Genomic DNA, 25,096 nt, shown 5'->3' on the forward strand with positions numbered 1-25,096 from the left:
CACCCGGGCGTACCGCGCCCGACGGGCAGGTGACGAGGCCCGGTGCCCCCGAGGGGGTGCCGGGCCTCGCCGCATGCTCCCGGCCCCGGCCGCGCTGTCAGTGGTCTTTGCGAGAATGCAGGCGTGAGCAGCGAGAACGGACCGGGGCAGGGCGGCGCGCAGGACGCGCCGCCCGAGCAGCTCGCGCTCATCCGGGAGACCGTGCGCCAGGCGAGCACCCCGCGGGCCAAGCCCCGCACCTGGCGCGGGGCCGCGCTCGCCAAGGAGCTGCCGGTCGCCAGGGTGCTGGTCGACAAGGGAGTGCTCCACCTCGACCGGCACTTCGACTACGCCGTGCCCGAGGAGCTGGACGCCGACGCCCAGCCCGGGGTGCGGGTGCGGGTGCGCTTCGGGGCCGGACGGCACCGGGTGCGCGACGGGCGGCGCGAGGGCGGCGGGCTCATCGACGGCTTCCTCGTCGAGCGGCTGTCCGAGTCCGACTACGCGGGGCCCCTGGCGGCGCTCGCCCAGGTCGTCTCGCCCGAGCGGATCCTCGACGAGGAGTTGCTGGGCCTTGTCCGGGCGGTCGCCGACCGGTACGCGGGCAGTGTCGCGGACGTCCTCCAGCTCGCCGTACCCCCGCGCAACGCGCGCGCCGAGAAGCGGGCCTCGCCGCAGCCGCTGCCCGCACCGCCGTCCCCCGAGCCGGGACCGTGGGAGCGGTACGAGCAGGGGGCCGCGTTCGTGGCGGCCCTCGCGTCCGGCGGCGCGCCGCGCGCGGTGTGGAACGCGTTGCCGGGTCCGCGGTGGGCCGAGGAGCTCGCGCGGGCCGTCGCGGCGACGCTGGCCTCCGGCCGGGGCGCCCTCGTGGTCCTGCCGGACGGCCGGGCGGTCGCCCGCGCCGACGCCGCGCTCACCGCGCTCCTCGGCGAGGGACGGCACGCGGTGCTCACCGCCGACGCGGGCCCCGAGAAGCGGTACGCGCAGTGGCTCGCGGTCCGCCGGGGGGCCGTACGGGCCGTGGTCGGGACCCGTGCCGCCATGTTCGCGCCGGTGCGGGACCTCGGTCTGGTCGCCCTGTGGGACGACGGCGACGACAGCCACAGCGAGCCGCACGCCCCGCAGCCGCACGCCCGTGAGGTGCTGCTGCTGCGCGCCGCCCAGGACCGGTGCGCCTTCCTGCTGGGCGGCTGGAGCTGCACGGTGGAGGCGGCACAGCTCGTGGAGACCGGCTGGGCCCGGCCGCTGGTCGCCTCGCGGGAGCAGGTACGGGCCGCCGCGCCCCTGGTGCGGACCGTGGGGGACCAGGACCTGGCCCGGGACGAGGCAGCCCGCGCCGCCCGGCTGCCGACCCTCGCCTGGCAGGCCGTCAGGGACGGACTGCGGCACGGACCGGTGCTCGTGCAGGTGCCCCGGCGGGGTTACGTACCGCGGATGGCCTGCGCGGCGTGCCGGACGCCCGCGCGGTGCCGGCACTGCTCGGGCCCGTTGGAGGGGCAGGAGTCCTCGTCCGCGCTGCGGTGCGGCTGGTGCGGGCGCGAGGAGGGCGCCTGGCACTGTCCGGAGTGCGGGGCCTTCCGGCTGCGCGCGCAGATCGTGGGTGCCCGGCGCACCGCCGAGGAGCTGGGGCGGGCCTTCCCGGCCGTGCCCGTGCGCACCTCCGGGCGGGAGCAGGTGCTGGACACCGTGCCCGGGACCCCGGCGCTGGTCGTGAGCACGCCGGGAGCCGAGCCCGTCGCCGAGGGCGGTTACGCGGCGGCACTGCTGCTCGACGGCTGGGCGATGCTCGGCCGGCCCGACCTGCGCGCGGGCGAGGACGCCTTGCGGCACTGGCTCGACGCAGCCGCCCTGGTGCGGCCGCAGAGCGCCGGGGGCACCGTCGTCGCGGTCGCCGAGCCGACCCTGCGGCCGGTGCAGGCGCTGGTGCGCTGGGACCCCGTCGGCCACGCGCTGCGGGAGCTGTCCGAACGGGCCGAGCTGGGCTTTCCGCCGGTGTCGCGGATGGCGGCCGTGGCGGGACCACCGGAGGCGGTGACCGGCTTCCTCGGCGCGGTCGACCTGCCGAGGGAGGCGGAGGTGCTCGGCCCGGTGCCCCTGCCGGTCACGGCACCGGGACGGCCGCGGCGGGTGGGGGCGCCACCGCCCGGGGAGCACTGGGAGCGCGCGCTGGTCCGGGTGCCGCCGGGGCGCGGGGCGGCGCTGGCCGGTGCGCTGAAGGCCGCTCAGGCGGCGCGGACGGCCCGCGGGGGCGACGCGGCGGTGTGGGTGCGGATCGATCCGCCCGACATCGGGTGAGGGGCGTACACGCCCACGCCACGGCCCTCCGTCTCCCGGAGGGTCGGGAGGTGCGGAGGGCCGGTGTGGGGCCGCGGTTCGGCCGGTGCGGCGGCCGGTGCGGGTCAGTCGGTGCGGGTCGGGCAGCGCTGGTCGGTCGGTGCGGGTCGGGCAGCGCTGGTCGGTCGGTGTGGGTCGGCCGCAGTGGGTCGGTCGTCGGTGCGCGTCAGCCGTTGCGCGGGCCGGGGAACGCGGTCGGGCGGACCTCGTCGCGCAGGGACGGACTGCCCGACGTCGGCTGAGTCGGCATGGAGCGGGCCGCCGGGACCGTGGGCACCGGGGGGAGCCCCGAGCCCACGTTGACCGGGTGGGTGCCCGTCGGCTCCGCGGGGTGCTCGGTGGTCTCCGCGGCGGACGCCGTCTGGGCCGCCGCGCGCCGGGAGCCGTAGCGCCGGTGCACCGCCTGCTTGGTGACGCCGAGCGCCGAGCCCACCGCGTCCCACGAGAAGCCGAGCGAACGGTCGAAGTCCACGGCGGCCGTGACCAGGGTCTCGACACTGTCCCGCAGCTCCTGGGCGAGACGGACCGTCGGGGCGGGGGCGCGTCCGTAGACGACGAAGCCCGCGGAGGGGCCGGAGCGGCGCGGGCGGTAGACGTTGCCCAACTGGGCGGTGAGGGTGCGCAGTGCGTCCACCTGCCGGCGGACCCGCTCGATGTCCCGCACCAGCAAGTGCAGGCTGGCCCGAGCCTGGGCGTCGTGGGTTGCGTGGTCGGCCATGAACAAGCCTCTCGAACCGGCGTTGAAAGGAATCGGGCCGCGCGGGCGGCCCGGTCAACTCTTCCTTGACCAACGTGTGGGTGGGCCGTTGGTCACGGGGCGGGGGCGTGGGGGTTTGTTCGTGCGCCCCCTCGGCCCTGCCGTCCCGGGGCTCCCGCCCGTGCCCCGTCCGTTCGCCGTCGGGCGGGAGGCGGAGTCCTTCCCGGGGGTGCCGCGCGGTCGGCGGCGGCCTTCCGCCGGTTGACGGCTCGTAGACTGGTGCGCTGCCCAGCAAACACCCCCGCCCGAGAGGCCCGTCCCACCCATGAAGCTCGTCTTCGCCGGTACCCCCGAGGTCGCCGTCCCCGCCCTGGACGCCTTGATCGCCTCCGGGCGTCACGAGGTGGCCGCCGTCGTCACGCGGCCCGACGCGCCGGCCGGGCGCGGGCGCCGACTGGTCGCCTCGCCCGTGGCCGAGCGGGCCGAGGAGGCGGGCATCGAGGTGCTCAAGCCCGCGAAGCCGCGCGACCCCGACTTCCTGGAGCGGCTGCGCGAGATCGCGCCCGACTGCTGCCCCGTCGTCGCCTACGGAGCCCTGCTGCCCCGCGTCGCCCTGGACGTGCCCGCCCGGGGCTGGGTCAACCTGCACTTCTCGCTGCTGCCCGCCTGGCGCGGCGCGGCCCCCGTGCAGCACGCGCTGATGGCGGGCGACGAGATCACCGGCGCGTCCACCTTCCTGATCGAGGAGGGTCTGGACTCCGGCCCCGTGTACGGGACGGTCACCGAGACCATCCGCCCCACCGACACCAGCGGCGACCTGCTGACCCGGCTGGCCTTCGCCGGGGCCGGCCTGCTCGCGGCCACCATGGACGGCATCGAGGACGGCAGCCTGGCGGCGGTGCCGCAGCCGGGCGAGGGCGTCACCCTCGCCCCGAAGATCAGCGTGGAGGACGCCCGGGTCGACTGGACCGCCCCGGCGCTGCGCGTGGACCGGGTGGTGCGCGGCTGCACCCCGGCGCCCGGCGCCTGGACCACCTTCCGAGGCGAGCGGCTCAAGCTGGTGCACGTCGTTCCGCTGCCCGACCGGACGGACCTCGCCCCGGGGCAGCTCGCCGCCGGGAAGAACAACGTGTACGTCGGCACCGGGTCGCACGCCGTCGAGCTGCTGTGGGTGCAGGCGCAGGGCAAGAAGCCGATGCGGGCCGCGGACTGGGCACGCGGGGCGCGGATCACCGAGGGCGAGCAGGTCGGCGACTGACGGGCGTCGTCGCGTCCTCGCGTCGTCGCCTCGCCTCGTCGCCTCGTCGCTCTCCGCGCAACCGCTTCACCGTTCACCGGCCCGGCGTACGCTGGTGAGCGCACTTCATCCCACACCCGGAGCACCTTTTTCGTGAGCGAGCAGCCCCGCCGTCCCCGCAAACCCGGCAAGCCGTACCGCAGGCCCCAGAAGGACCCCGTCCGCATCCTCGCCTTCGAGGCGCTCAGGGCCGTCGACGAGCGGGACGCGTACGCCAACCTCGTCCTGCCGCCGCTGCTGCGCAAGGCGCGGGAGAGCGAGGGCCCCGAGAAGTTCGACGCCCGGGACGCCGCCCTGGCGACCGAGCTGGTGTACGGGACGCTGCGCCGGCAGGGGACGTACGACGCGATCATCGCGGACTGCGTGGACCGGCCGCTGCGCGAAGTCGATCCGCCGGTTCTCGACGTGCTCAGCCTGGGCGTTCACCAGCTGCTCGGGACACGTATCCCGAGCCATGCCGCGGTCTCGGCCTCCGTGGAGCTGGCGCGGGTCGTGCTCGGGGACGGACGGGCCAAGTTCGTCAACGCCGTACTGCGCAAGGTCGCGCGGGACGACCTGGACGGCTGGCTGGAGCGCGTCGCCCCGCCCTACGACGAGGACCCCGAGGACCACCTGGCCGTCGTGCACTCGCACCCGCGCTGGGTGGTCTCCGCGCTGTGGGACTCGCTGGGCGGCGGCCGGGCCGGCATCGAGGAACTGCTGGTCGCCGACAACGAACGCCCCGAGGTCACCCTGGTCGCGCGGCCGGGCCGGGCCACCCCCGACGAACTGCTCGGCGAGGAGGCCGCCGTACCGGGGCACTGGTCGCCGTACGCGGTGCGGTTGAGCGAGGGCGGTGAACCGGGGGCCGTCGAGGCGGTGCGGGAGGGCCGGGCCGGGGTGCAGGACGAGGGCAGCCAGCTGGTCGCCCTGGCCCTCGCCAACGCGCCGCTGGACGGGCCGGACCGGCGCTGGCTGGACGGGTGCGCGGGGCCCGGTGGCAAGGCCGCGCTCCTCGCCGCGCTCGCCGCCGAGCGGGGTGCCTTCCTGCTGGCCTCCGAGAAGCAGCCGCACCGTGCCGGGCTCGTGGCCAGGGCGCTGGACGGCAATCCCGGCCCGTACCAGGTGATCGCCGCCGACGGGACCCGCCCGGCGTGGCGGCCCGGGAGCTTCGACCGCGTCCTGGTCGACGTGCCGTGCACGGGGCTCGGTGCCCTGCGGCGCCGGCCCGAGGCGCGCTGGCGGCGCCGTCCCGAGGACCTGGACGGCTTCGCCCCGCTCCAGCGCGGGCTGCTGCGCAGCGCCCTGGAGGCCGTACGGGTCGGGGGCGTCGTCGCCTACGCGACCTGCTCGCCGCACCTCGCGGAGACCCGGGCCGTCGTCGCGGACGTCCTCAAGCAGCACCCCGAGGCCGACCTGGTCGACGCCCGCCCACTGCTGCCGGGCGTCCCCGACCTGGGCGAGGGCCCCGACGTACAGCTCTGGCCCCACATCCACGGCACCGACGCGATGTACCTGGCCCTGATCCGCCGCACCGCGTAACCCGCGAAGGCCCCGGGACCGCCCGCGCCCTCACGCAACCCGCACCCGACGCCGCTCCGCGCCCCCTCCAGGGGCGCGGGGACCTGCGCGGGCAACCCGCCACCGGGCCCGCGGTCGACGACGATCCGCAAGCCCTCCAGGGGCGCGGGGACCTGCGCGGGCAACCCGCCACCGGGCCCGCGGTCGACGACGATCCGCAAGCCCTCCAGGGGCGCGGGGAAGTGCGCGGGCAACCCACCACCGGGCCCGCGGCCGACGGACAGCCCCCGCCACCCCGGACCCCCGCCCGCTCACCCCGGAGGACATGGCAGGCTTGGGGCATGGCCGCGCAGATCAACCCCAGCATCCTGTCCGCCGACTTCGCCCGCCTCGCGGACGAGGCCAAGGCGGTCCAGGGAGCCGACTGGCTCCACGTCGACGTCATGGACAACCACTTCGTCCCGAACCTCACGCTCGGCGTGCCGGTGGTCGAGTCCCTGGCCCGCGCGACCGACACCCCGCTGGACTGCCACCTCATGATCGAGGCCCCCGACCGCTGGGCGCCGCAGTACGTCGAGGCGGGCGCCGGGTCCGTCACCTTCCACGTCGAGGCCGCCGCCGCGCCGGTGCGGCTCGCCCGGGAGATCCGGGCCAAGGGCGCCCGCGCGTCCATGGCGCTGAAGCCCGCGACGCCGATCGAGCCGTACGAGGACCTGCTCCCCGAGCTCGACATGCTGCTGATCATGACGGTTGAACCCGGCTTCGGCGGGCAGGCGTTCCTCGACATCATGCTTCCCAAGATCCGGCGCACCCGTGAGCTGATCAAGAAGCACGGTCTGGAGCTGTGGCTCCAGGTCGACGGCGGGGTCTCGGTGTCGACGATCGAGCGGTGCGCCGACGCCGGCGCCGACGTCTTCGTCGCGGGTTCCGCCGTGTACGGGGCGTCCGACCCGGCCGAGGCGGTACGTGCACTGCGCACACAGGCAGATGCGGCGACCACCAAGGCATCCTGGTCCTGCGACCACTGAGGAACAGAAAGTGAACGGCTCCCATCAGGGCTGATCAACAGCGCCGAATCTGCAAGGATGAACGGCGTATCCAGAGTGTGAACAGCAGTGAGGAGATCGCCGTGTCGGGTATGTCGGCGGGCCGTTCAGCCATGCGGATGGGACCCGCTGAGCTGGTCCAGGCGGCGGCCATGGCCCGCCGCTTCTACCTCGAGGGCAAGTCCAAGATCCAGATCGCGGAGGAGTTCGGCGTCAGCCGCTTCAAGGTGGCCAGGGTTCTCGAGACCGCCCTCGAGCGGGACCTTGTACGCATCGAGATCCGGGTGCCGGCCGAGCTGGACGCGGAGCGCTCGGACGCCCTGCGGGCGCGTTACGGCCTCAGGCACGCCGTCGTGGTGGAGTCCCCGGCCGACGCCGAGGAGACACCCGACCCGGAGAACCTGGGCGAGGTGGCCGCCGACCTGCTCGGCGAGCTGGTCAACGAGGGTGATGTGCTCGGGCTGGCCTGGGGCAGGTCGACCATCCACATGGCGGCGGCGCTCGACCGGCTGCCGCCGTGCACCGTGGTCCAGCTGACGGGCGTGTACGACGCCGGGACCGCCGAGCGCGGCTCGGTGGAGGCCGTCCGCCGCGCCGCCCAGGTCTCCGGCGGCGACGCCCACCCCATCTACGCGCCGATGCTGCTGCCCGACGTGGCCACCGCACAGGCGCTGCGGCACCAGACCGGTATCGCCCGGGCCTTCGAGTACTTCGACAAGGTCACGGTCGCCTGCGTCTCCATCGGCTCCTGGGAGCCCGGCATCTCGACGGTGCACGACATGCTCAGCGACGAGGAGCGGGCGCACTACGCCTCCCTCGGGGTCGCCGCCGAGATGTCCGCGCACCTCTTCGACGCCGAGGGCCGCCGGGTCGGGCGGGACCTGGGGGAGCGGTGCATCACGGTCAAGGCCGACCAGCTCCGCCGCATCCCCGAGGTCGTCGCGATCGCGGGCGGGCAGCGCAAGGCCGCGGCCATCGACGCGGTGCTGCGCTCCGGCCTGGTCACCAGCCTGGTGACGGACACCTCGGCCGCGGACTACCTGATGACGGCGGGTTCGGCACCGAAGTCGACGCTCAACCGGACCGACCCCGACGGGATCTGACGGCCCATCGGCACCGGAGGAAGCCGGTCGGCACCGGACGAAGCCGGTCGGCACCGGCAGGACAGGAAGAAGGACGCGACATGACCGAGGACCCCGCGGGACGGCTCGTGGCCACGCTGGACCTCGACGGGGTCACGGACAAGGCGGGCCTGATGGAGCGCTGCGCCCGTGACCTGTCGCTTCCCGACTGGTTCGGCCGCAACTGGGACGCGCTCGCCGACTCCCTCGCCGACCCCTCCGTCTGGCCGGAGGGCGCGGCCGACCGCGGCCTGGTGCTCGTGGTGCAGGGCTGGCGGGCGTACGCCGAGGCGCGGCCCGAGGAGTGGGCCGTCGCCGAGGAGGTCTTCGCCGAGGCCACCGACCGGGGCCCCGGGCTCTTCGTCACCCTCGGCCCTGGAGGTTCCTCCAAGGAGGCCGTTGACCAGCCTGGATGATCTGCCCGGGGCTGATCGGCCGCCCGTCGTGGGACAATGAAGTACGTGCTCTTTCCCCCTGGCTGACCTGTCCGGGGGCCACCTCTGATCGACTGGGATGTGCAGCACGTGCGTTTCCTCAATGACATCCAGCCCTCGTACGACCTGACGTACGACGACGTGTTCATGGTGCCGAGCCGCTCCGCCGTCGGCTCCCGGCAGGGCGTGGACCTCGGCTCACCGGACGGCACGGGCACCACCATCCCGCTCGTCGTCGCCAACATGACCGCCATCGCGGGCCGGCGGATGGCCGAGACGGTGGCCCGGCGCGGCGGGCTCGTGGTCATCCCGCAGGACATCCCGATCGAGGTCGTCACCGACGTCGTCTCCTGGGTGAAGAGCCGCCACCACGTCCTGGACACCCCGATCGTGCTCGCCCCGCACCAGACCGTCGCCGACGCGCTGGCCCTGCTGCCCAAGCGCGCGCACAACGCGGGCGTCGTCGTGGACGAGGACCACAGGCCGGTCGGCGTGGTCACCGACACCGACCTGTCCGGCGTGGACCGCTTCACCCAGCTCGAGGAGGTCATGTCCAAGGACCTGATCCTCATCGACGCGGACCTGGACCCGCGCGAGGCCTTCAACACCCTCGACGCCGCCAACCGCCGCTACGCGCCCGCCGTGGACAAGGACGGCCGCCTCGCCGGCATCCTCACCCGCAGGGGCGCCCTGCGCGCCACCCTCTACACCCCGGCCGTCGACGCGAACGGCAAGCTGCGCATCGCCGCCGCCGTCGGCATCAACGGCGATGTGGCGGGCAAGGCCAAGCAGCTTCTCGACGCGGGCGTGGACACCCTCGTCATCGACACCGCGCACGGCCACCAGGAGTCGATGATCAGCGCCGTCAGGGTGGTGCGCGACCTCGACCCGCAGGTCCCGATCGTCGCGGGCAACATCGTCTCCGCCGAGGGCGTGCGCGACCTGATCGAGGCGGGCGCCGACATCATCAAGGTCGGCGTGGGCCCCGGTGCCATGTGCACCACCCGCATGATGACCGGAGTGGGCCGCCCCCAGTTCTCCGCCGTCCTGGAGTGCGCGGCCGAGGCGAAGAAGTACGGCAAGCACGTGTGGGCCGACGGCGGGGTGCGCCACCCGCGCGACGTGGCGATGGCCCTCGCGGCCGGCGCGTCCAACGTGATGGTCGGCTCCTGGTTCGCCGGGACCTACGAGTCCCCGGGCGACCTCCAGCACGACGCCAACGGCCGCGCCTACAAGGAGTCCTTCGGCATGGCCTCCGCGCGCGCGGTGCGCAACCGCACCTCGGAGGAGTCGGCCTACGACCGGGCCCGCAAGGCGCTGTTCGAGGAGGGCATCTCCACCTCCCGGATGTTCCTCGACCCGGCCCGCCCCGGCGTCGAGGACCTGATCGACTCGATCATCGCCGGTGTCCGCTCGTCCTGCACCTACGCCGGTGCCGGCTCCCTGGAGGAGTTCGCGGAGAAGGCCATCGTCGGCATCCAGAGCGCCGCCGGTTACGCCGAGGGCAAGCCGCTGCACGCCAGCTGGAGCTGACCCGCCGGCCCCCTGGCTTCGGCTTCCGTGCCCGGGTGACGGTGGACGGGCGGCCCGTCCACCGTCACCCGGGTGGTCTTCGGTGTCCGGAGGGGAGTCGGGCCCGTGTTCTACTTCGTGTACGGCCACCGCCGCTCCCGACTCGCCGCTCCGGACCCGTCCGCGGGCCGGACGCACCAGAAGTGAAGTGAACGACCCGCCGTGCTGAACGATCTCGACGAACGCATCGTGCACGCCCTCGCCGAGGACGCCCGCCGCTCCTACGCGGACATCGGGCAGTCGGTCGGCCTCTCCGCGCCCGCCGTGAAACGGCGCGTGGACCGGCTGCGCGCCACCGGAGCCATCACCGGCTTCACCGTACGGGTCGACCCCGCCGCGCTCGGCTGGGAGACCGAGGGGTTCGTCGAGATCTTCTGCCGCCGCAACACCTCGCCCGAGACCATCCAGCGGGGCCTGGAGCGCTACCAGGAGGTCGTGGCCGCGTCCACCGTCACCGGGGACGCGGACGCGGTCGCCCAGGTCTTCGCCTCCGACATGCGCCACTTCGAGCGGGTCCTGGAGCGGATCGCCGGGGAACCGTTCGTGGAGCGGACCAAGTCCGTGCTGGTGCTCTCACCGCTGCTGCGGCGCTTCTCGTCGGGCTCGCCCACGTAATCCGATGGGCAGGGCGCCGGCCGGCGTCTAGCATCGGTGCCATGACCCGGCGACATTGATCCACCCGTAGCGCCTCCTCCCGAGGGCCGCCCCGGACGCCGTACCTCCGGTGTCCGATCCGCCCCCTCGGGAAGGCCCCATGACCGTCTCACCCTCGCCCTCGCCCGCCCCGGAGCGTGCCGCCACCGCGCCCGCCGGCACCCGCCGCCTCGTGCGCACGCTGTACGCCTCCGCGTTCTGTGACGAGTTCGTCCTGCTCTACCCGGTGTACGCGCTGCTGTTCAGCGACACCGGTCTGTCCGTCTGGCAGACGACCTCGCTGTTCGCCCTGTGGTCGCTCACCGGTGTCCTGCTGGAGGTGCCCTCCGGCGCCTGGGCCGACGCCGTCTCCCGGCGGCTGCTGCTGATCCTCGGCCCGCTGCTCACCGCCGCCGGCTTCGCGCTGTGGGTGCTCGTGCCTTCCTACGGCGCCTTCGCGCTCGGCTTCCTGCTCTGGGGCGCCGGCGGCGCGCTCGGCTCGGGCGCGCTGGAGGCGCTGGTCTACGACGAGCTGGACCGGGCCGGCGCGGCCGACCGGTACGCCCGCGTCATGGGCCGGGCCCGGGCGATCGGCATCGCCGCGACCATGTCCGCCATGGGTCTGGCCGGTCCGGTCTTCGCCTGGGGCGGCTACGACGCGGTGGGCGCGGCGAGCGTGCTCGCCTGTCTGACCGCGGCGGCGGTGGCGACCCGGTTCCCCGAGCACCGCACACGCTCCTCCGGCGGCGAGCGCTGGTCCGCGAGCCTGCGCGCGGGACTCGCCGACGCCCGCGCCGACCGGTCCGTGCGCGGCGCGCTGCTGCTCGTACCGGCCGTGACGGCGGTGTGGGGCGCGCTCGACGAGTACACCCCGCTGCTGGCGCGCGACACCGGTGTGGCGTCCGAGACCGTGCCCTGGCTGCTCCTGCTGATCTGGGCCGGCGCCACGGCCGGCAGCCTGCTGGCGGGGGCGGCGGAGCGACTGACCACCCACGGGTTCGCCGCCCTGCTCACCGGCTCGGCGCTCGCCCTGGCCCTGGGCGGTCTGGCCGGGACACCGGCCGCTCTGGTCCTGGTGGCGCTCGCCTTCGGCGGGTTCCAGCTGGCCACGGTGCTGGCCGACGCCCGCCTCCAGCAGCGTATCGACGACACCGGGCGGGCCACCCTGACCTCGGTCGCGGGCCTCGGTACCGAGCTGGGCAACTTCGCCGTCTACGGCGCCTACGCGGCGGCGGCCACGGCGTGGGGGCACGGCACCGCCTTCGCGCTGTCCGCGGTGCCGTACGTCCTGACGGCGCTGTTGCTGGTCGGTGCCGTCCGGGCCGCCGTCGCGGCTGCCGGGGCACGACGTCGAAGCCGCCGGTCCCGCGCGTGACCACTTCGCACGCCGGCCCGCTTCCCCCTCGCCGCCGCACCCGCACCACGTCGGGCCCAGGGCTGGACCCGTCTCCGCCGCGCGAGGGAGGGCGGGGACCGGGCCTGCTGGAGGGGCGCAACGAATCGCCGTCGAGGGCGGTGCGCACGCAACGATCCGCTCACCGGCGCGCAACAGGTCCGTCTTGTCCGGCCGAGTCCGCCGACCGTACCGTCTATCTGGCCCCCGCCCCCTTTCCCCCGGTGAGGAATACGCATGCGCACCGCCCTGCTCCAGAGCTCCGGCCGCCCCGGTTCCCCCGCCGAGAACCTCAAGGTCCTCGACGAGGCCGCGGGCCGTGCCGCCGCCGCGGGTGCCGCGCTGCTCGTCACCTCCGAGCTGTTCCTGACCGGGTACGCCATCGGCGACGCCGTCGGCGCCCTCGCCGAGCCCGCCGACGGCGACTCGGCCGACGCGGTCGCGGAGATCACCGGGCGCCACGGCCTCGCGATCGCCTACGGCTACCCCGAGCGGGCCGGTGCGAGCGTCTTCAACTCCGTGCAGCTCATCGACGCCGACGGCACCCGTCTGGCCTGCTACCGCAAGACGCACCTCTTCGGCTGCTTCGAGCGCGACCACTTCACCCCGGGCGAGCAGCCCGTCGTCCAGGCACGGCTCGGCGAGCTCACCGTCGGCCTGATGATCTGCTACGACGTGGAGTTCCCGGAGAACGTCCGCGCCCACGCCCTGGCCGGCACCGACCTGCTGCTCGTCCCGACCGCGCAGATGCACCCGTTCCAGTTCGTCGCCGAGTCGGTCGTGCCGGTGCGGGCCTTCGAGAACCAGATGTACGTCGCGTACGTCAACCGGGTCGGCCCCGAGGGCGAGTTCGAGTTCGTCGGCCTGTCCACCCTCGCGGGGCCCGACGGCATCGCCCGCGCCCGCGCCGGGCGGGCCGAGGAGCTGCTCCTCGCGGACGTCGACCCGGCCTTCCTGGCCGCCTCGCGCGAGGCCAACCCGTACCTGGACGACCGCCGCCCCGGCCTCTACGGCGCCCTCGCCTGAGCCCCGCACCCCGCGTTCGGCCCTCCCGCTTCCTCGGTCCCCCCGTTTCCACCCGTGATCCCCGTTCCACCCGTGCAAGGAGTCCGTACCCCATGACGTCCACCGTGCCCAACGCGATCGAGCACGCAGACGAGCAGCAGCCGCCGATCACCATGTTCGGGCCGGACTTCCCGTACGCGTACGACGACTTCCTCGCCCACCCCGCCGGACTCGGCCAGATACCCGCCACCGAGCACGGCACCGAGGTCGCCGTCATCGGCGGCGGCCTGTCCGGCATCGTGGCCGCCTACGAGCTGATGAAGATGGGCCTGAGGCCCGTCGTCTACGAGGCCGACCGGATCGGCGGCCGCCTGCGCACCGTCGGCTTCGACGGCTGCGACCCCTCGCTGACCGCCGAGATGGGCGCGATGCGCTTCCCGCCGTCCTCCACCGCCCTCCAGCACTACATCGACCTGGTGGGCCTTCAGACCCGGGCCTTCCCCAACCCGTTGGCCGAGGCGACCCCCTCGACGGTCGTCGACCTCAAGGGCGAGTCGCACTACGCCGAGACGCTCGACGACCTGCCGCAGGTCTACCGGGACGTCGCCGACGCCTGGGCGAAGTGCCTCGAAGAGGGCGCCGACTTCTCCGACATGAACCGCGCCCTGCGCGAGCGCGACGTCCCCCGCATCCGCGAGATCTGGGCGAAGCTGGTCGAGAAGCTGGACAACCAGACCTTCTACGGCTTCCTGTGCGACTCCGAGGCCTTCAAGTCCTTCCGGCACCGCGAGATCTTCGGCCAGGTCGGCTTCGGCACCGGCGGCTGGGACACCGACTTCCCCAACTCCATCCTGGAGATCCTCCGCGTCGTCTACACCGAGGCCGACGACCACCACCGCGGCATCGTCGGCGGCTCCCAGCAGCTGCCGCTCAGGCTCTGGGAGCGCGAGCCCGAGAAGATCGTCCACTGGCCGCACGGCACCTCGCTGAAGTCCCTGCACCGGGACGGCGAGCCCCGCCCGGCCGTGACCCGGCTGAACCGCACCGCGGGCAACCGCATCACCGTGACCGACGCGGACGGCGACATCCGCACGTACCCGGCGGCGATCTTCACCGCCCAGTCCTGGATGCTGCTCTCGAAGATCGCCTGCGACGACTCGCTCTTCCCGATCGACCACTGGACCGCGATCGAGCGCACCCACTACATGGAGTCCAGCAAGCTCTTCGTCCCGGTCGACCGGCCCTTCTGGCTCGACAAGGACGAGGACACCGGCCGGGACGTCATGTCGATGACGCTCACCGACCGCATGACCCGCGGCACCTACCTGCTCGACGACGGCCCGGACAGGCCCGCCGTCATCTGCCTCTCCTACACGTGGTGCGACGACAGTCTGAAGTGGCTGCCGCTGTCCGCGAACGAGCGGATGGAGGTCATGCTGAAGTCGCTCGGCGAGATCTATCCGAAGGTCGACATCCGCAAGCACGTCATCGGCAACCCGGTGACGGTCTCCTGGGAGAACGAGCCCTACTTCATGGGTGCCTTCAAGGCCAACCTGCCGGGCCACTACCGCTACCAGCGCCGTCTGTTCACCCACTTCATGCAGGACCGGCTGCCCGAGGACAAGCGGGGCATCTTCCTCGCCGGCGACGACATCTCCTGGACGGCCGGCTGGGCCGAGGGCGCCGTGCAGACCGCGCTGAACGCGGTCTGGGGCGTCATGCACCACCTCGGCGGCGAGACCGACCGGACCAACCCCGGCCCGGGCGACCTCTACGAGGAGATCGCGCCGGTGGAGCTTCCCGAGGACTAGGTTCTGTCCGGCGGATCATGTGACCTTCCGACCGGTCGCTCGTTGGTTCGGTCATGGGTCGGGGGGATCTGACGAATCGCGAGTGGTCGTTACTGGAGCCGCATCTGCCGCCTTCGGGTCGGCGGGGCGGCCGGTGGAATGACCACCGCACCGTGGTCAACGGCATCTTGTTTCGTGTCCGGACGGGCGTCCCTTGGCGTGACCTGCCGGAACGCTACGGTTCGTGGAAAACCGTCTACGAACGACATCGCCGCTGGTCGGCGGACGGCACCTGGGACCAGATTCTGCATTCGGTCCAGGCCGACGCCGACCTGGCGGGGCGGATCGACTGGTCGATGGTTGGCGTCGACTCGACGTCCTGCCGGGCCCATCAGCATGCGGCCGGTGCCCGCAAGACCCGGCCGCGGGTCCCGAAAAAAGGACGACGCCCCGGCACCACCGCCCCGACGAGGGACTCGGACGCTCCCGGGGCGGCCTGACCTGCAAAATTCACCTGGCCGGCGAAGGCGGCTGCCGCCCTATGGCCCTCCTGCTCACGCCGGGCCAGTGGGGCGACGCCCCGCAGATGATCGAGGTCCTGGACCGGATCCGGGTCCCCCGACCGCTGGGCGGACGCCCCCGGACACGGCCGGACCACGTCAGTGGCGACAAGGCATACAGCTCACGCCGCAACCGCCGCTACCTGCGAAGACGCGACATCCGGCACACGATTCCGGAACCGAAGGACCAGCGGGCCAACCGCCGCCGCAGAGGCAGCGCGGGCGGCAGGCCCACCAGCTTCGACCGTGACCGATACCGGCGGCGCAACGAGGTCGAGCGGACCATCAACCGGCTCAAGAACTCCCGCGCAGTCGCCACTCGTTACGACAAGCGGGCCTACGTCTTCCACGGCACCGTCACCGCCGCAGCAATACGCCTCTGGCTCCGCAGTGATCCGCCGGACAGAACCTAGGGGACCAGAGAACCAGGGGACTAGAGGACGGGAGGAGGACGGGGCCGCGCCCGGGTCTAGACCCCGGCCGCCCTCGCCTTCTCGTAGACCTGGGCGGCGACGTCCTTGAGCTCCTCGGCGTCGCGCAGGGTGCTCTGCAGGTCGACGAGGATCTCGTCCAGGCCGATCTCGGCGTGCGCGACCAGGTCCTCGACGATCTGGTCGACGCCGCCCTGGAAGGGGCGGCGGTCGGATCCCTCGTAGTTCTTGGCGCTGTAGCGGGTGTTGACCCGCAGCACCGTTCGGATCGGCTCCGTACGGCCCCGCTCGGCGGCCAGCTCCCGCAGCCGCCGCCACTGCTCGGCGACGGTCGCGGCGCCCATGCCGGTCGGCAGCCAGCCGTCGGCGTGGTCGACCAGGCGGCGCCGGGCCCGGCCGCTGTCGCCCGCCGCCAGCAGGACGGGGATCGGCCGGGCGGGTTTGGGGCCGACCTCGGCGGAGGCGATTTTCGTCACCTCGCCGTCGTACACCACCGGGTCGGGACTCCACACCGCCCGGCACACCCCGATCAGCTCGTCGAGGGCGGCGCCGCGCTCGGCGAACGGCCGTACGGACGCCGCCGCGTACTCGTCGTGCGACCAGCCGGTGCCGAAGCCCGCCACCACCCGGCCGCCGCTCGCCGCGTCCAGCGAGGCCAGCGTCTTGGCGAGCTGGAACGGCACGTGCAGCGGGGCGACCAGCACGCTCGTACCCAGCCGGGCCCGCTCGGTGGCCGCGGCGGCGAGGGTGAGGGTGACCAGCGGCTCCGCCACGCCCCGGTACGTGTCCGGCCAGGGCAGGCCCTCGATGCCGTACAGCCCCTGGGTCGCGGGCTGGGGGAACAGGGCGCGCTCGAACACCCACAGGCTCTCGTAGCCCGTCCGTTCCGCCGCGCGCGCCACGTCGGGGACGTCCTTGCCGATGTCGTACTGCCGCATCTGGGGGAGGCCGAGTCCGAGCCGGGTCGTCATGCCGGGTGCTCCTTCGCAGTCGGGGTGCGAGTTGCCCATGGGTCCAACCGGTTTCAACGTACAACGAACGTACGGTTGTTCCGTACGCGCACCGCGGCACCACGGCGGGGACCGGACGGATCAATCCGGCAGCGGGGTGAGCAGCATGCGGCCCGCGAAGCCCACCGCGGCGTCCAGCCGTTCGGTCAACTCCCCGGCGACGTCCGGCAGCCGGCGCAGCGCCCACAGCGCGCGGGCCGCCGCCCAGGTGGCCTCGCGGGCGCGCTCCAGACTCCAGGAGCCGAGCAGATGGGTCAGCGGGTCGGCGATCTGGAGGAGATCGGGACCCGGCATCAGCTCGTCGCGGATGCGCTCCTCCAGCGAGACGAGGAGATCACCCACGCGGTCGAACTCGTCCTCCAGGTCGACGGGTTCGCAGCCGAGCGTACGACAGGTGTCCACCACGGCCAGCGCGAGGTCGTGGCCGATGTGCGCGTTGATGCCCGCCAGCGCGAACTGCAGGGGCCGTACCCCCGGATGGCGGCGGAACTGGAACAGGGGGCGCCAGCACGCGGGCGGACGGCGGTCCTCCTCCGCCGCGTCCACGGCGGCCAGATAGCGCTCGGCGAACCGCACGTCCAGCGCGGTCGCGGCCGGGGCGTCCGCGAACCGGCCGCCGTCGATGTGCCGGTCGACGGCCTCCGTGACGGCCAGGTAGACGCGGTTGAAGACCGCGATCCCGTCCCGGGCCGGCAGCGCCGTGTCGAGGGCCCGCATCCGGGACAGGACGGTGTCCACCGTCAAGGCGGCCGTCGGGACTTGCTCGCAGTGCGCCATGGCGGCAGCGTCGCAGCTTTAGGCTGACGGCTGTGCCGGCGGGCCCGGCGCTTCCCCAGAACGGGGGAATGTGCCCGCCGCGGGGGAGGGGGATCCTACGTGTCAGGCCGTCGTGCCCGACGTCCGGCAGTTCGCGGGACCGAACGGAGGCGGGTCGCCGGCCGCGGTGCGAGGGTCGCCGCGGCGTCCGTCGTCGTCGCGGTGGGGGCCGCCGCCGGCCTGCTCACCGCGCTCGGCGACGCGGGCGGCGGGGAGACGGAGGCCGCCCGCCCGCAGGTGTCCCCTCCGGTGCGGCCGGACGCCCTGCCCGCCTCGCCGCCCTCGTCGCCGCCCCCCTCGCCCTCGCGGTCCGCGTCGCCGTCCCCGACGCCCCGGAAGCCGACTCCGGCCCCTACGCCGAGGCGGACCGCCACGAAGGAGGAACCCGGGACCACGGCCGCCGCCACCCGGCTCTACCGGCACCCCGACTCCCAGGTCGCCGACTGGCTCCGGGCCCACCCCGGCACCCGCGCCGGGACGTCATCGCGAACCGGGTCGCCGGGCACCCGGCCGCCGTCTGGTTCGCCGACCACACACCCGCCACGCTCACCTCCCGGGTCCGCGCCGTCACCTCCGCGGCCGCCGCCCAGGGCCGGGTGCCGGTGCTCGTGCCGTACGCATACCCGACCGCGACTGCGGAGGCCACTCCGAGGGCGGCGCGCCCGACCTCGACGCCTACGACGCCTGGATCGACCGGTTCGCCGCCGGGCTGGGCTCCGGCGAGGTGATCGTCGTGCTGGAGCCCGACTCGGTCGCCCAGTCCGCGTGCCTGTCCGCCGGGGGACGCGCGGACCGCTTCGCCTCCCTGGCCCGCGCCGGGCGGGTCATGAAGGACGCCGACCCGGCCGCCCGGGTGCACTACGACGCGGGTCACTCCGGCTGGCACGCCCCCGCCCAGCAGGCGGGCCGGCTGAAGCAGGCCGGTGCCGCCTCGGCCGACTCCTCCGACGGCGTCTTCAGCAACGTCTCCAACTTCCACACCACCGCCGACGAGGTCGGCTACGACCGCGCGGTCCTCGACGCCCTCGGCGGCCCGGCGGGCCTCGGCGCCGTCATCGACACCAGCCGCAACGGCAACGGCGCCCCGGCCGACGGGGAGTGGTGCGACCCGGGCGGTCGCAGACTCGGCCGCGCACCGACCCTCACCACCGGCATGGGGCGCATCGACGCCTACCTGTGGGTCAAGCTGCCCGGGGAGTCGGACGGCTGCCGCGGCGAGCCGGGGACGTTCACCCCCTCGTACGCCTACGACCTGGCGCGCTGAGCACCGCCCTCACCGTCACCGCCGTTGCCCGCGCCGCCGCCTTCGGACTCCGCGTCGTACGACGACGTGCCCTCGTCGAGGAGCGGCTGCTGGGTCTTGAGGTGGGCCGGGGCGAAGGCGCGCAGCGCGTGGTAGCCGGTGATCACGACCAGGGTGCCGAGCGCGATGCCGCTGAGGGAGAAGGTGTCGGTGAACTCCAGGCTGACGTTGCCGACGCCGATGATGATGCCCGCGGCGGCCGGTACCAGGTTCAACGGGTTGCGCAGGTCCACCTTCGCGTTGATCCAGATCTGCGCGCCGAGCAGGCCGATCATGCCGTAGAGGATGACGGTGATGCCGCCGAGCACGCCGCCCGGGATCGCGGCGACGACCGCGCCGAACTTCGGGCAGAGGCCGAAGAGCAGGGCGAATCCCGCCGCGGCCCAGTAGGCGGCCGTCGAGTAGACCCGGGTCGCGGCCATCACGCCGATGTTCTCGGAGTACGTGGTGTTGGGCGGACCGCCGACGGCGGTGGAGAGCACCGAGCCGATGCCGTCGGCGGAGATCGCCGTGCCGAGCCTGTCGTCCAGGTTGTCGCCGGTCATCTCGCCGACCGCCTTGACGTGCCCGGCGTTCTCCGCGATCAGGGCGATGACGACCGGCAGGGCGACCAGGATCGCCGACCACTCGAAGCTCGGCCCGTGGAAGGTCGGCAGCCCGACCCAGTCGGCCCGGCCCACGGCGGAGAAGTCCAGCCGCCAGTGGTCGGTGAGCTTGCCGCTGCCGTCCACCGAGTGGATCTTCCCGAAGATCCGGTCGAGGGCCCAGGACAGCACGTACCCGAAGACCAGCCCCAGGAAGATCGCGATCCGGGACCAGAAGCCGCGCAGGCACACCACGGCCAGACCGGTGAACAGCATCACCAGCAGCGCCGTCCACTGGTCCTGCGGCCAGTAGGTGGACGCGGTGACCGGGGCCAGGTTGAAGCCGATCAGCATCACCACGGCGCCGGTGACGACCGGCGGCATCGCGGCGTGGATGATCCGCGCCCCGAACCGCTGCACGGCGAGCCCCACCAGGAACAGCGCGACTCCGACGACCAGGACCGCGCCGGTCACCGTGGCGCTGGTGCCGCCCTGTGCCCGGATCACTGCGGCGACGCCGACGAAGGAGAGCGAGCAGCCGAGGTAGCTGGGCACCCGGCCGCGGGTGGCGAGCAGGAAGATGACGGTCGCCACGCCCGACATCATGATCGCGAGGTTGGGGTCCAGGCCCATCAGGACCGGAGCCACGAACGACGCCCCGAACATGGCCACCACGTGCTGGGCGCCCAACCCGGCCGTGCGGGGCCACGAGAGCCGTTCGTCGGGGCGGACCACCGCTCCGGGGGCGGGCACTTTGCCATCCCCGTGCAGCTTCCAACGCACGCCGAGGTCCATGGTGAGGTTTCGCTTTCTCTGTGCCGAGTCTGTCCGGACCATTGTCAGGGGTGCCCGGCCATGCGGTTGACCTGCACCCTTCCCCGAAGAGTGCCCTGAGCGTCCGCTTAGGATGACGGCGGTCCCCCGTACGCCGACACCACGCGTACCACCACGCACCACCCAGGAGCACGCAGTGACCGCCGAAGCGCCCGCCGCCCCCGTCCCGCCCGCCGTGCCGCACGGCCGGCTCGTCCCCGTCACCGTCCACTTCGACGACCTGGACGCGCTCGGGCTGCTGCACAACGCGCGCTACCCGGTGATGGTCGAGCGGGCCTGGACGCGGTTGTGGGCCGGGTACGGCGTCCGGTTCGAGGGCGACTGGGCGGCGGCCGGCGACGCGTGCAACGCCGTCAAGGAACTCACGATCACCTACGAGGCACCGGTCACGCGGCCGGGCGCGTACGCCGTCCACCTCTGGCTGGACCGGCTCGGCACCACCGGGCTGACCTACGGCTTCCGGTTCTGCTCGGCGGACGGCGCCACCACCTACGCCCGCGGCACCCGGGTGCTGGTCCGGCTGGACTCCGGGACGCTGCGCCCGGCGCCGTGGAGCGAGACCTTCAGGACTGCCGGTCGGGCACTTCTGCGACCGGCGCACTGATCTTCGGGCGGTTGCGGTCCCCGGCCCGCAGCACCCTCGCGAACACCACCAGGCAGCAGGCCAGCAGGGTCACCAGACCGAACGACACCACCAGGCTGGTCGCCTGGGCCAGACCGCCGATCGCGCTCGGCGCGACCAGGCCGGAGGTGTACGTGATGGTGGCGACGCCCGCGATGGCCAGGCTCGGGTTGGAGCCCGCCCGGCCGGCCGCGGCGAAGCACAGCGGAACGACCACGGCGATGCCGAGGCCCATCAGCGCGAAGCCGGTCATCGCCACCGCCGGATGGCCGCCGATCACGACGAGCAGACCGCCCAGGGCGGCCAGCACACCGCTCACCCGCACCGTGCGCACCGCGCCGAACCGGTCCACCACCTGGTCGCCGACGAGCCGGGCCACCGCCATCGTCAAGGTGAAGCCCGTCGTACAGGCCGCCGCCAGGCCGGCCGAGGTCTGCAACTCGTCCCGCAGGTAGACCGCGGACCAGTCGAGGCTCGCGCCCTCCGCGAACACCGCGCAGAACCCGACCGCGCCGATCAGCACCGCCGACCTGGGCGGCAGTGCGAAGCGCGGCGGCGGGTCCTCGTCCTCGGCGGGCTGGAGGTCCAGCACCCAGGTGCAGGCGACCAGGCCCGTCACGGTCAGCACCGCGGCGGCCAGGAGGTGGTGGGTGCGGGCGTCCGCGCCCAGGTGGGCGGCGAGCGTGCCGGCCGCCGAACCGATCAGCGCGCCCGCGCTCCACATGCCGTGCAGTCCGGACATGATCGACTTGTCGAGACGGTTCTCGATCTCGACGCCCAGCGCGTTCATCGCCACGTCCGACATGCCCGCCGTGGCGCCGTAGACGAACAGGGCGAGACACAGGGTGAGCAGGTTCGGGGCGAGGGAGGGCAGGACCAGCGCCAGGGTCCACAGGGCCAGCAGACCGCGCAGGGCGGTACGGGCGCCGAAGCGGTGACTCACGCTCCCGGCCAGCGGCATGGCGAGGGACGCGCCGAGCGCCGGGAAGGCGAGCGCCAGCCCCAACTGGCCCGCGCTCACGCCGGCGTGGTCCTGGATCCACGGCACCCGGGTCGCGAACGAGCCGGTGACGGAGCCGTGCACGGCGAACACGGCCGCCACGGCGTACCGGGCATGCTTCACCTCGCGTCGCCCGTAGATCCCTGTGCTCATGGTCCACCCCTTCGTGTCCTCGGTGCGCGGCGGTGCGTGGCAGCGCGCCGGGTAAACTATCAGGGAGCCTGCCTGATAGATAGTGGGTTACCGGCGTGGGCCCCGCGCCGCCGATCTGGAAGGATCCCGGCATGCCCGCATCCCCGAGCACCGCCCGGGCCATCAACGACCGGCACGCCCTTCATCTGCTCCAGCAGGAGGGCCCGTTGACGGCAGGGCAGTTGAAGCAGCTGACCGGCCTGTCCCGGCCCACCGTCGCCGACCTCGTCGAACGGCTCACCGCCTCCGGGCTGATCGAGGTGGCGGGGGAGTCCGGCGAGCAGCGCCGCGGGCCCAACGCCAAGCTCTACGGCATCGTCGCCGAGCGCGCCCACCTCGCCGCCCTGGACGTACGCACCGGGGGCGTCGCCGTCCTCGTCTCCGACCTGCTCGGCCGGGTCCTCGCCGAGGCCTCCGCGCCGATCGACGACCGCTCCGGCACCGGTCCCGCGGTGGAGCAGGCGGTGAGTCTGGTCGAGCGCGCGGTGAAGGAGGCCGGCGCCGACCGGCTGCACACCGTCGGTATCGGCGCGCCCGGTCTGATCGACCCCGTCGGCGGCGAGCTCCGGGACTCCGGCGGGCTGCCCGAGTGGCACCGCCGGCTGATGGCCGCGCTCCAGGAGAAGTTCCCCGAGGCGCGGGTCGGCGTCGAGAACGAGACCAACCTCGCCGCCCTGGCCGAACAGCGCGACGGCGCCGCCCGGGGCCGCGAGACCTTCGTCCTGCTCTGGCTCGGCCTCGGCATCGGCGCCGCCGTCGTCCTGGACGGCACCCTGCGCCGGGGCGTGTCCGGCGGCGCGGGCGAGATCGGCTTCATGCCGGTGCCGGGCACCGCGGGTCTGCCCTCCGCCACCGACTGCGACGGCGGCTTCCACTCCGTGGCGGGGTCGGCGGCGGTGGCCGCGCTGGCGGCGGAGCACGGCGTGACGGCACGGCCCACCGGGCCCGAGCCGCACGCCGCCGCGCTGGTCCGGGAGGCGGTGCGCCGCTCGGCGTCCGGCGACGACCCGGCCGCCGGGAGCTTCCTCGACGCCCTCGCCGACCGCGTCGTCCTCGGCGCCGCCGCCGTCGTCTCGGTCCTCGACCCCGGCTGCCTGGTCCTCGCCGGTGAGATCGGCCAGGCCGGTGCCGACGCCCTCGCCGACCGCGTCCAGCAGCGTCTGGGCCGGATGTCCCCGCTGGCCACCGAGGTGCGGCCCAGCGCCCTGGGCGGCGCCGCGGTACTGCGCGGCGCGCTGCTGACCGCCCGTGACCGGGCCCAGGACGAACTCTTCGCATCGCCGGAGCGGTAGCCCACGGCGCCCGGGGCGGGCGTGCTCCGTCCCGAGGCGAGGACGGCAGGCCGCCGGGCCGCGCGGGTCCGAGGGCCGCCTCCCTGTTCGGCCTCGGCGAGGCGGAGAACCCTCGCGGTCGACCGGCTGCCCGGAGCGGTGGCCCTCGGGGCGTCGGGCGTGGTGGGGCGGTCCCACGGGAGCGGACGGAAGCCGAAGCCCTCGGATCCCGGAGGCGGTGTTCCGGCGGGGGAGGGAGGGCCCTGGCGGGGTGGGACCGCGCGGGATCGCGCGCCGCCGGTTGCGCGGATCGCCCGAGGCTCGGGGGCGGGGGTGCGCGTCCCGGTGCGGCGGTGTGCGGGGGCGCGGCCCCCGGGGCGACCACTGCCGTGGACGGCCGGGGCAGGGCGCCCGTGTCCTCAGCGAGCCGGCCGCCGTCCTGCGGGGTCCGGCTCGTGGAACGCCGAGCGGTCCGCCGCCAGCCACACCAGTACCGCCGGGAGCAGCACCGCCGTCCCCAGCAGGGCCATGAAGCCCGCGGCACTCGCCGCCGACAGGGGTTCCAGATGCCGGGCGTGGAACAGGAGGTGGGCCACGGAGGAGACCAGGTAGGCCACCAGCGCCGTCAGCACCAGGCGGCGTTCCATCGCCGCCACCGCCGCGCACAGCACCACGGCGAGCGCGAGGCTCGCCCCGCCGAAGTCCCGGAGCAGGTGCTCGTTGTAGGGCGGCAGGTGCGACACCCACGGCCACTTCCAGAACAACTCGGGCAGCAGCAGGATCCACAGCCCCAGCACCACCTGGCCGCCCGCGAGCACTCCCAGCCCCGCCCGCAGCCACGCCCGTCTGCTCATCCGCGCCGCCCGCCCTCCCCGTCGCCGAACCGCACCGCCAGATACTCCTCGAACGTGCCCCTGCCGACCGCGTGCCCGGGCGTGAGGTGCCCGCCCGCGCGGAACGCGCGGTAAGTCTTCCCCGCGAGCGGCACGTTCACCACGGCCCGGCGGCGTCCCGTCGCGCCCAGGTAGGCGCGCGCCAGCGACTCGACGGTGCGCACCTCGGGGCCGCCCAGGTCCGGCACCCGTCCGGCGGGCGCGCCCACGGCCAGTGCGGCGAGCCGGTCGGCGACCTCCGCCACCTCCACCGGCTGGTCCGAGGCATGGGCCGGCAGCACCAGGACCGGCGCCTTGGCCAGGAGCCCGAGCACCCGCACCACCAGGTCGTGGAACTGGGTGGTCCGCAGCACCGTCCACCCGAGACCCGACTCCATCACCAGCCTCTCGACGGCGAGCTTCGACCGGTAGTAGCCGAGCGGCACCCGGTCGACCCCGACGATCGAGATGTGGGCCAGGTGCCTCACCCCGGCCCGTCGCGCCGCCGCGATCAGGTTCGCGGCCGACCGTTCGTCCCCGCCGCGCGGCGTGGTCGCGCAGTGCACCACCGTGTCGACACCGGCGAGCGCCGTGTCCAGTCCGCTGCCGCCCTCGCGCAGGTCGACGGCGTACGGCTCGCCGTGCCGGCTGAGTACCCGCACCTCGTGCCCGTCGGCGCGCAGCCGTGCGGTGACGGGCCGGCCGAGTGTGCCGGTGCCGCCGGTCACCAGGATCGTGGTCATGCTGTCGGCTCCCTGCCGGACGTGGCGTGCGGTTCGCCCCTCACACCGTTCCGCAGC

The 25,096-nt window shown here is 74.2% G+C and carries 21 protein-coding genes and 1 pseudogene; 15 read left to right on the forward strand and 7 right to left on the reverse strand.

Annotation, left to right across the window (positions count from 1 at the left end):
* Positions 1–123: 123 nt before the first annotated feature.
* Positions 124–2,274, forward strand: coding sequence for a primosomal protein N' (locus IE94_RS0117680; protein WP_030185098.1), 2,151 nt, complete (start codon positions 124–126; stop codon positions 2,272–2,274).
* A 205-nt stretch (positions 2,275–2,479) separates the two neighbouring features.
* On the opposite strand, the gene IE94_RS0117685 is transcribed toward IE94_RS0117680, so the two are convergent.
* The gene (locus IE94_RS0117685; protein ID WP_030185101.1) at positions 2,480–3,031 is read right to left on the reverse strand and encodes a hypothetical protein; all 552 of its coding nucleotides are present in this window, start codon (positions 3,029–3,031) and stop codon (positions 2,480–2,482) included.
* A 304-nt stretch (positions 3,032–3,335) separates the two neighbouring features.
* Between IE94_RS0117685 and fmt the strand changes: the two genes are divergently transcribed.
* From fmt to IE94_RS39290, 11 genes are all read left to right on the forward strand, one after another.
* Positions 3,336–4,268 (forward strand): methionyl-tRNA formyltransferase, encoded by a 933-nt coding sequence (gene fmt, locus IE94_RS0117690; protein ID WP_030185103.1) that lies wholly within the window; start codon positions 3,336–3,338, stop codon positions 4,266–4,268.
* A 132-nt stretch (positions 4,269–4,400) separates the two neighbouring features.
* The gene (locus IE94_RS0117695; protein ID WP_030185105.1) at positions 4,401–5,828 is read left to right on the forward strand and encodes an RsmB/NOP family class I SAM-dependent RNA methyltransferase; all 1,428 of its coding nucleotides are present in this window, start codon (positions 4,401–4,403) and stop codon (positions 5,826–5,828) included.
* 320 nt (positions 5,829–6,148) lie between these two features.
* Positions 6,149–6,835 (forward strand): ribulose-phosphate 3-epimerase, encoded by a 687-nt coding sequence (gene rpe / locus IE94_RS0117700; protein ID WP_030185108.1) that lies wholly within the window; start codon positions 6,149–6,151, stop codon positions 6,833–6,835.
* Positions 6,836–6,912: 77 nt separating this feature from the next.
* Complete coding sequence (locus IE94_RS0117705) at positions 6,913–7,956, forward strand: sugar-binding transcriptional regulator (RefSeq protein ID WP_030185111.1); 1,044 nt, start codon at positions 6,913–6,915, stop codon at positions 7,954–7,956.
* 80 nt (positions 7,957–8,036) lie between these two features.
* The gene (locus IE94_RS0117710) at positions 8,037–8,390 is read left to right on the forward strand and encodes a barstar family protein (protein WP_030185113.1); all 354 of its coding nucleotides are present in this window, start codon (positions 8,037–8,039) and stop codon (positions 8,388–8,390) included.
* A 108-nt stretch (positions 8,391–8,498) separates the two neighbouring features.
* Positions 8,499–9,941 carry a GuaB1 family IMP dehydrogenase-related protein gene (locus IE94_RS0117715; protein WP_030185114.1) on the forward strand — a complete coding sequence of 481 codons (1,443 nt, stop codon included), beginning with the start codon at positions 8,499–8,501 and terminating at the stop codon, positions 9,939–9,941.
* A 201-nt stretch (positions 9,942–10,142) separates the two neighbouring features.
* On the forward strand, positions 10,143–10,595 hold the full coding sequence (locus tag IE94_RS0117725) for an Lrp/AsnC family transcriptional regulator (RefSeq protein ID WP_003977367.1): 453 nt from the start codon (positions 10,143–10,145) through the stop codon (positions 10,593–10,595).
* Between the two features lie 139 nt (positions 10,596–10,734).
* Entirely contained in the window at positions 10,735–11,988 is a 1,254-nt protein-coding gene (locus tag IE94_RS0117730; RefSeq protein WP_030185116.1) for an MFS transporter, read from the forward strand.
* A gap of 255 nt (positions 11,989–12,243) precedes the next feature.
* Positions 12,244–13,032, forward strand: coding sequence for a carbon-nitrogen hydrolase family protein (locus IE94_RS0117735; protein WP_030185119.1), 789 nt, complete (start codon positions 12,244–12,246; stop codon positions 13,030–13,032).
* 92 nt (positions 13,033–13,124) lie between these two features.
* Complete coding sequence (locus tag IE94_RS0117740; protein ID WP_030185120.1) at positions 13,125–14,822, forward strand: flavin monoamine oxidase family protein; 1,698 nt, start codon at positions 13,125–13,127, stop codon at positions 14,820–14,822.
* A gap of 53 nt (positions 14,823–14,875) precedes the next feature.
* A protein-coding gene (locus tag IE94_RS39290) for an IS5 family transposase (protein ID WP_425337971.1) occupies positions 14,876–15,774 on the forward strand; the annotation gives its coding sequence in 2 pieces (ribosomal slippage) (positions 14,876–15,221 and positions 15,221–15,774; 900 coding nt in all).
* A gap of 56 nt (positions 15,775–15,830) precedes the next feature.
* Here IE94_RS39290 and IE94_RS0117750 read toward each other — a convergent pair.
* Positions 15,831–16,763: an LLM class F420-dependent oxidoreductase gene (locus IE94_RS0117750; protein ID WP_030185124.1), complete on the reverse strand. Its 933-nt coding sequence runs from the start codon at positions 16,761–16,763 to the stop codon at positions 15,831–15,833.
* Between the two features lie 120 nt (positions 16,764–16,883).
* On the reverse strand, positions 16,884–17,579 hold the full coding sequence (locus IE94_RS0117755; RefSeq protein ID WP_030185126.1) for a DUF5995 family protein: 696 nt from the start codon (positions 17,577–17,579) through the stop codon (positions 16,884–16,886).
* 219 nt (positions 17,580–17,798) lie between these two features.
* Here IE94_RS0117755 and IE94_RS35760 point away from each other — a divergent pair.
* A pseudogene (locus IE94_RS35760) lies at positions 17,799–18,882 on the forward strand (glycoside hydrolase family 6 protein).
* On the opposite strand, the gene IE94_RS0117765 reads toward IE94_RS35760, so the two are convergent.
* Entirely contained in the window at positions 18,864–20,300 is a 1,437-nt protein-coding gene (locus tag IE94_RS0117765; protein WP_030185129.1) for a uracil-xanthine permease family protein, read from the reverse strand. The pseudogene IE94_RS35760 and the gene IE94_RS0117765 overlap by 19 nt on opposite strands.
* Before the next feature lie 175 nt (positions 20,301–20,475).
* Here IE94_RS0117765 and IE94_RS0117770 point away from each other — a divergent pair, with 175 nt between their 5' ends.
* Positions 20,476–20,943, forward strand: a complete 468-nt coding sequence (locus IE94_RS0117770; protein WP_030185131.1) for an acyl-CoA thioesterase — start codon at positions 20,476–20,478, stop codon at positions 20,941–20,943.
* Here IE94_RS0117770 and IE94_RS0117775 read toward each other — a convergent pair.
* On the reverse strand, positions 20,903–22,114 hold the full coding sequence (locus IE94_RS0117775; protein ID WP_030185134.1) for an MFS transporter: 1,212 nt from the start codon (positions 22,112–22,114) through the stop codon (positions 20,903–20,905). The two genes, IE94_RS0117770 and IE94_RS0117775, sit on opposite strands and share 41 nt — an antisense overlap.
* Positions 22,115–22,245: 131 nt before the next feature.
* Here IE94_RS0117775 and IE94_RS0117780 point away from each other — a divergent pair, with 131 nt between their 5' ends.
* Positions 22,246–23,445: an ROK family transcriptional regulator gene (locus tag IE94_RS0117780; protein WP_030185135.1), complete on the forward strand. Its 1,200-nt coding sequence runs from the start codon at positions 22,246–22,248 to the stop codon at positions 23,443–23,445.
* Positions 23,446–23,843: 398 nt separating this feature from the next.
* Here IE94_RS0117780 and IE94_RS35765 read toward each other — a convergent pair whose 3' ends face one another.
* Together IE94_RS35765 and IE94_RS0117790 are read right to left on the reverse strand one after the other, a co-directional pair.
* Positions 23,844–24,278, reverse strand: a complete 435-nt coding sequence (locus IE94_RS35765) for a hypothetical protein (protein ID WP_245235272.1) — start codon at positions 24,276–24,278, stop codon at positions 23,844–23,846.
* Complete coding sequence (locus IE94_RS0117790) at positions 24,275–25,039, reverse strand: SDR family oxidoreductase (RefSeq protein WP_030185139.1); 765 nt, start codon at positions 25,037–25,039, stop codon at positions 24,275–24,277. Before IE94_RS0117790 ends, IE94_RS35765 begins: the two co-directional genes overlap by 4 nt.
* Positions 25,040–25,096: the final 57 nt, after the last annotated feature.

The sequence above is a fragment of the Streptomyces violaceorubidus genome, from assembly GCF_000717995.1.
Classification (GTDB): Bacteria; Actinomycetota; Actinomycetes; order Streptomycetales; family Streptomycetaceae; genus Streptomyces; species Streptomyces violaceorubidus.

What these genes read in the sequence shown, in the direction of transcription:
- IE94_RS0117685 (WP_030185101.1), bottom strand. Translation starts at nt 3,031, where the DNA reads ATGGCCGACCACGCAACCCACGACGCCCAGGCTCGGGCCAGCCTGCAC.
- fmt (WP_030185103.1), top strand. Translation starts at nt 3,336, where the DNA reads ATGAAGCTCGTCTTCGCCGGTACCCCCGAGGTCGCCGTCCCCGCCCTG.
- rpe (WP_030185108.1), top strand. Translation starts at nt 6,149, where the DNA reads ATGGCCGCGCAGATCAACCCCAGCATCCTGTCCGCCGACTTCGCCCGC.
- IE94_RS0117710 (WP_030185113.1), top strand. Translation starts at nt 8,037, where the DNA reads ATGACCGAGGACCCCGCGGGACGGCTCGTGGCCACGCTGGACCTCGAC.
- IE94_RS0117730 (WP_030185116.1), top strand. Translation starts at nt 10,735, where the DNA reads ATGACCGTCTCACCCTCGCCCTCGCCCGCCCCGGAGCGTGCCGCCACC.
- IE94_RS0117735 (WP_030185119.1), top strand. Translation starts at nt 12,244, where the DNA reads ATGCGCACCGCCCTGCTCCAGAGCTCCGGCCGCCCCGGTTCCCCCGCC.
- IE94_RS0117740 (WP_030185120.1), top strand. Translation starts at nt 13,125, where the DNA reads ATGACGTCCACCGTGCCCAACGCGATCGAGCACGCAGACGAGCAGCAG.
- IE94_RS0117750 (WP_030185124.1), bottom strand. Translation starts at nt 16,763, where the DNA reads ATGACGACCCGGCTCGGACTCGGCCTCCCCCAGATGCGGCAGTACGAC.
- IE94_RS0117755 (WP_030185126.1), bottom strand. Translation starts at nt 17,579, where the DNA reads ATGGCGCACTGCGAGCAAGTCCCGACGGCCGCCTTGACGGTGGACACC.
- IE94_RS0117765 (WP_030185129.1), bottom strand. Translation starts at nt 20,300, where the DNA reads ATGGACCTCGGCGTGCGTTGGAAGCTGCACGGGGATGGCAAAGTGCCC.
- IE94_RS0117775 (WP_030185134.1), bottom strand. Translation starts at nt 22,114, where the DNA reads ATGAGCACAGGGATCTACGGGCGACGCGAGGTGAAGCATGCCCGGTAC.
- IE94_RS0117780 (WP_030185135.1), top strand. Translation starts at nt 22,246, where the DNA reads ATGCCCGCATCCCCGAGCACCGCCCGGGCCATCAACGACCGGCACGCC.
- IE94_RS35765 (WP_245235272.1), bottom strand. Translation starts at nt 24,278, where the DNA reads ATGAGCAGACGGGCGTGGCTGCGGGCGGGGCTGGGAGTGCTCGCGGGC.
- IE94_RS0117790 (WP_030185139.1), bottom strand. Translation starts at nt 25,039, where the DNA reads ATGACCACGATCCTGGTGACCGGCGGCACCGGCACACTCGGCCGGCCC.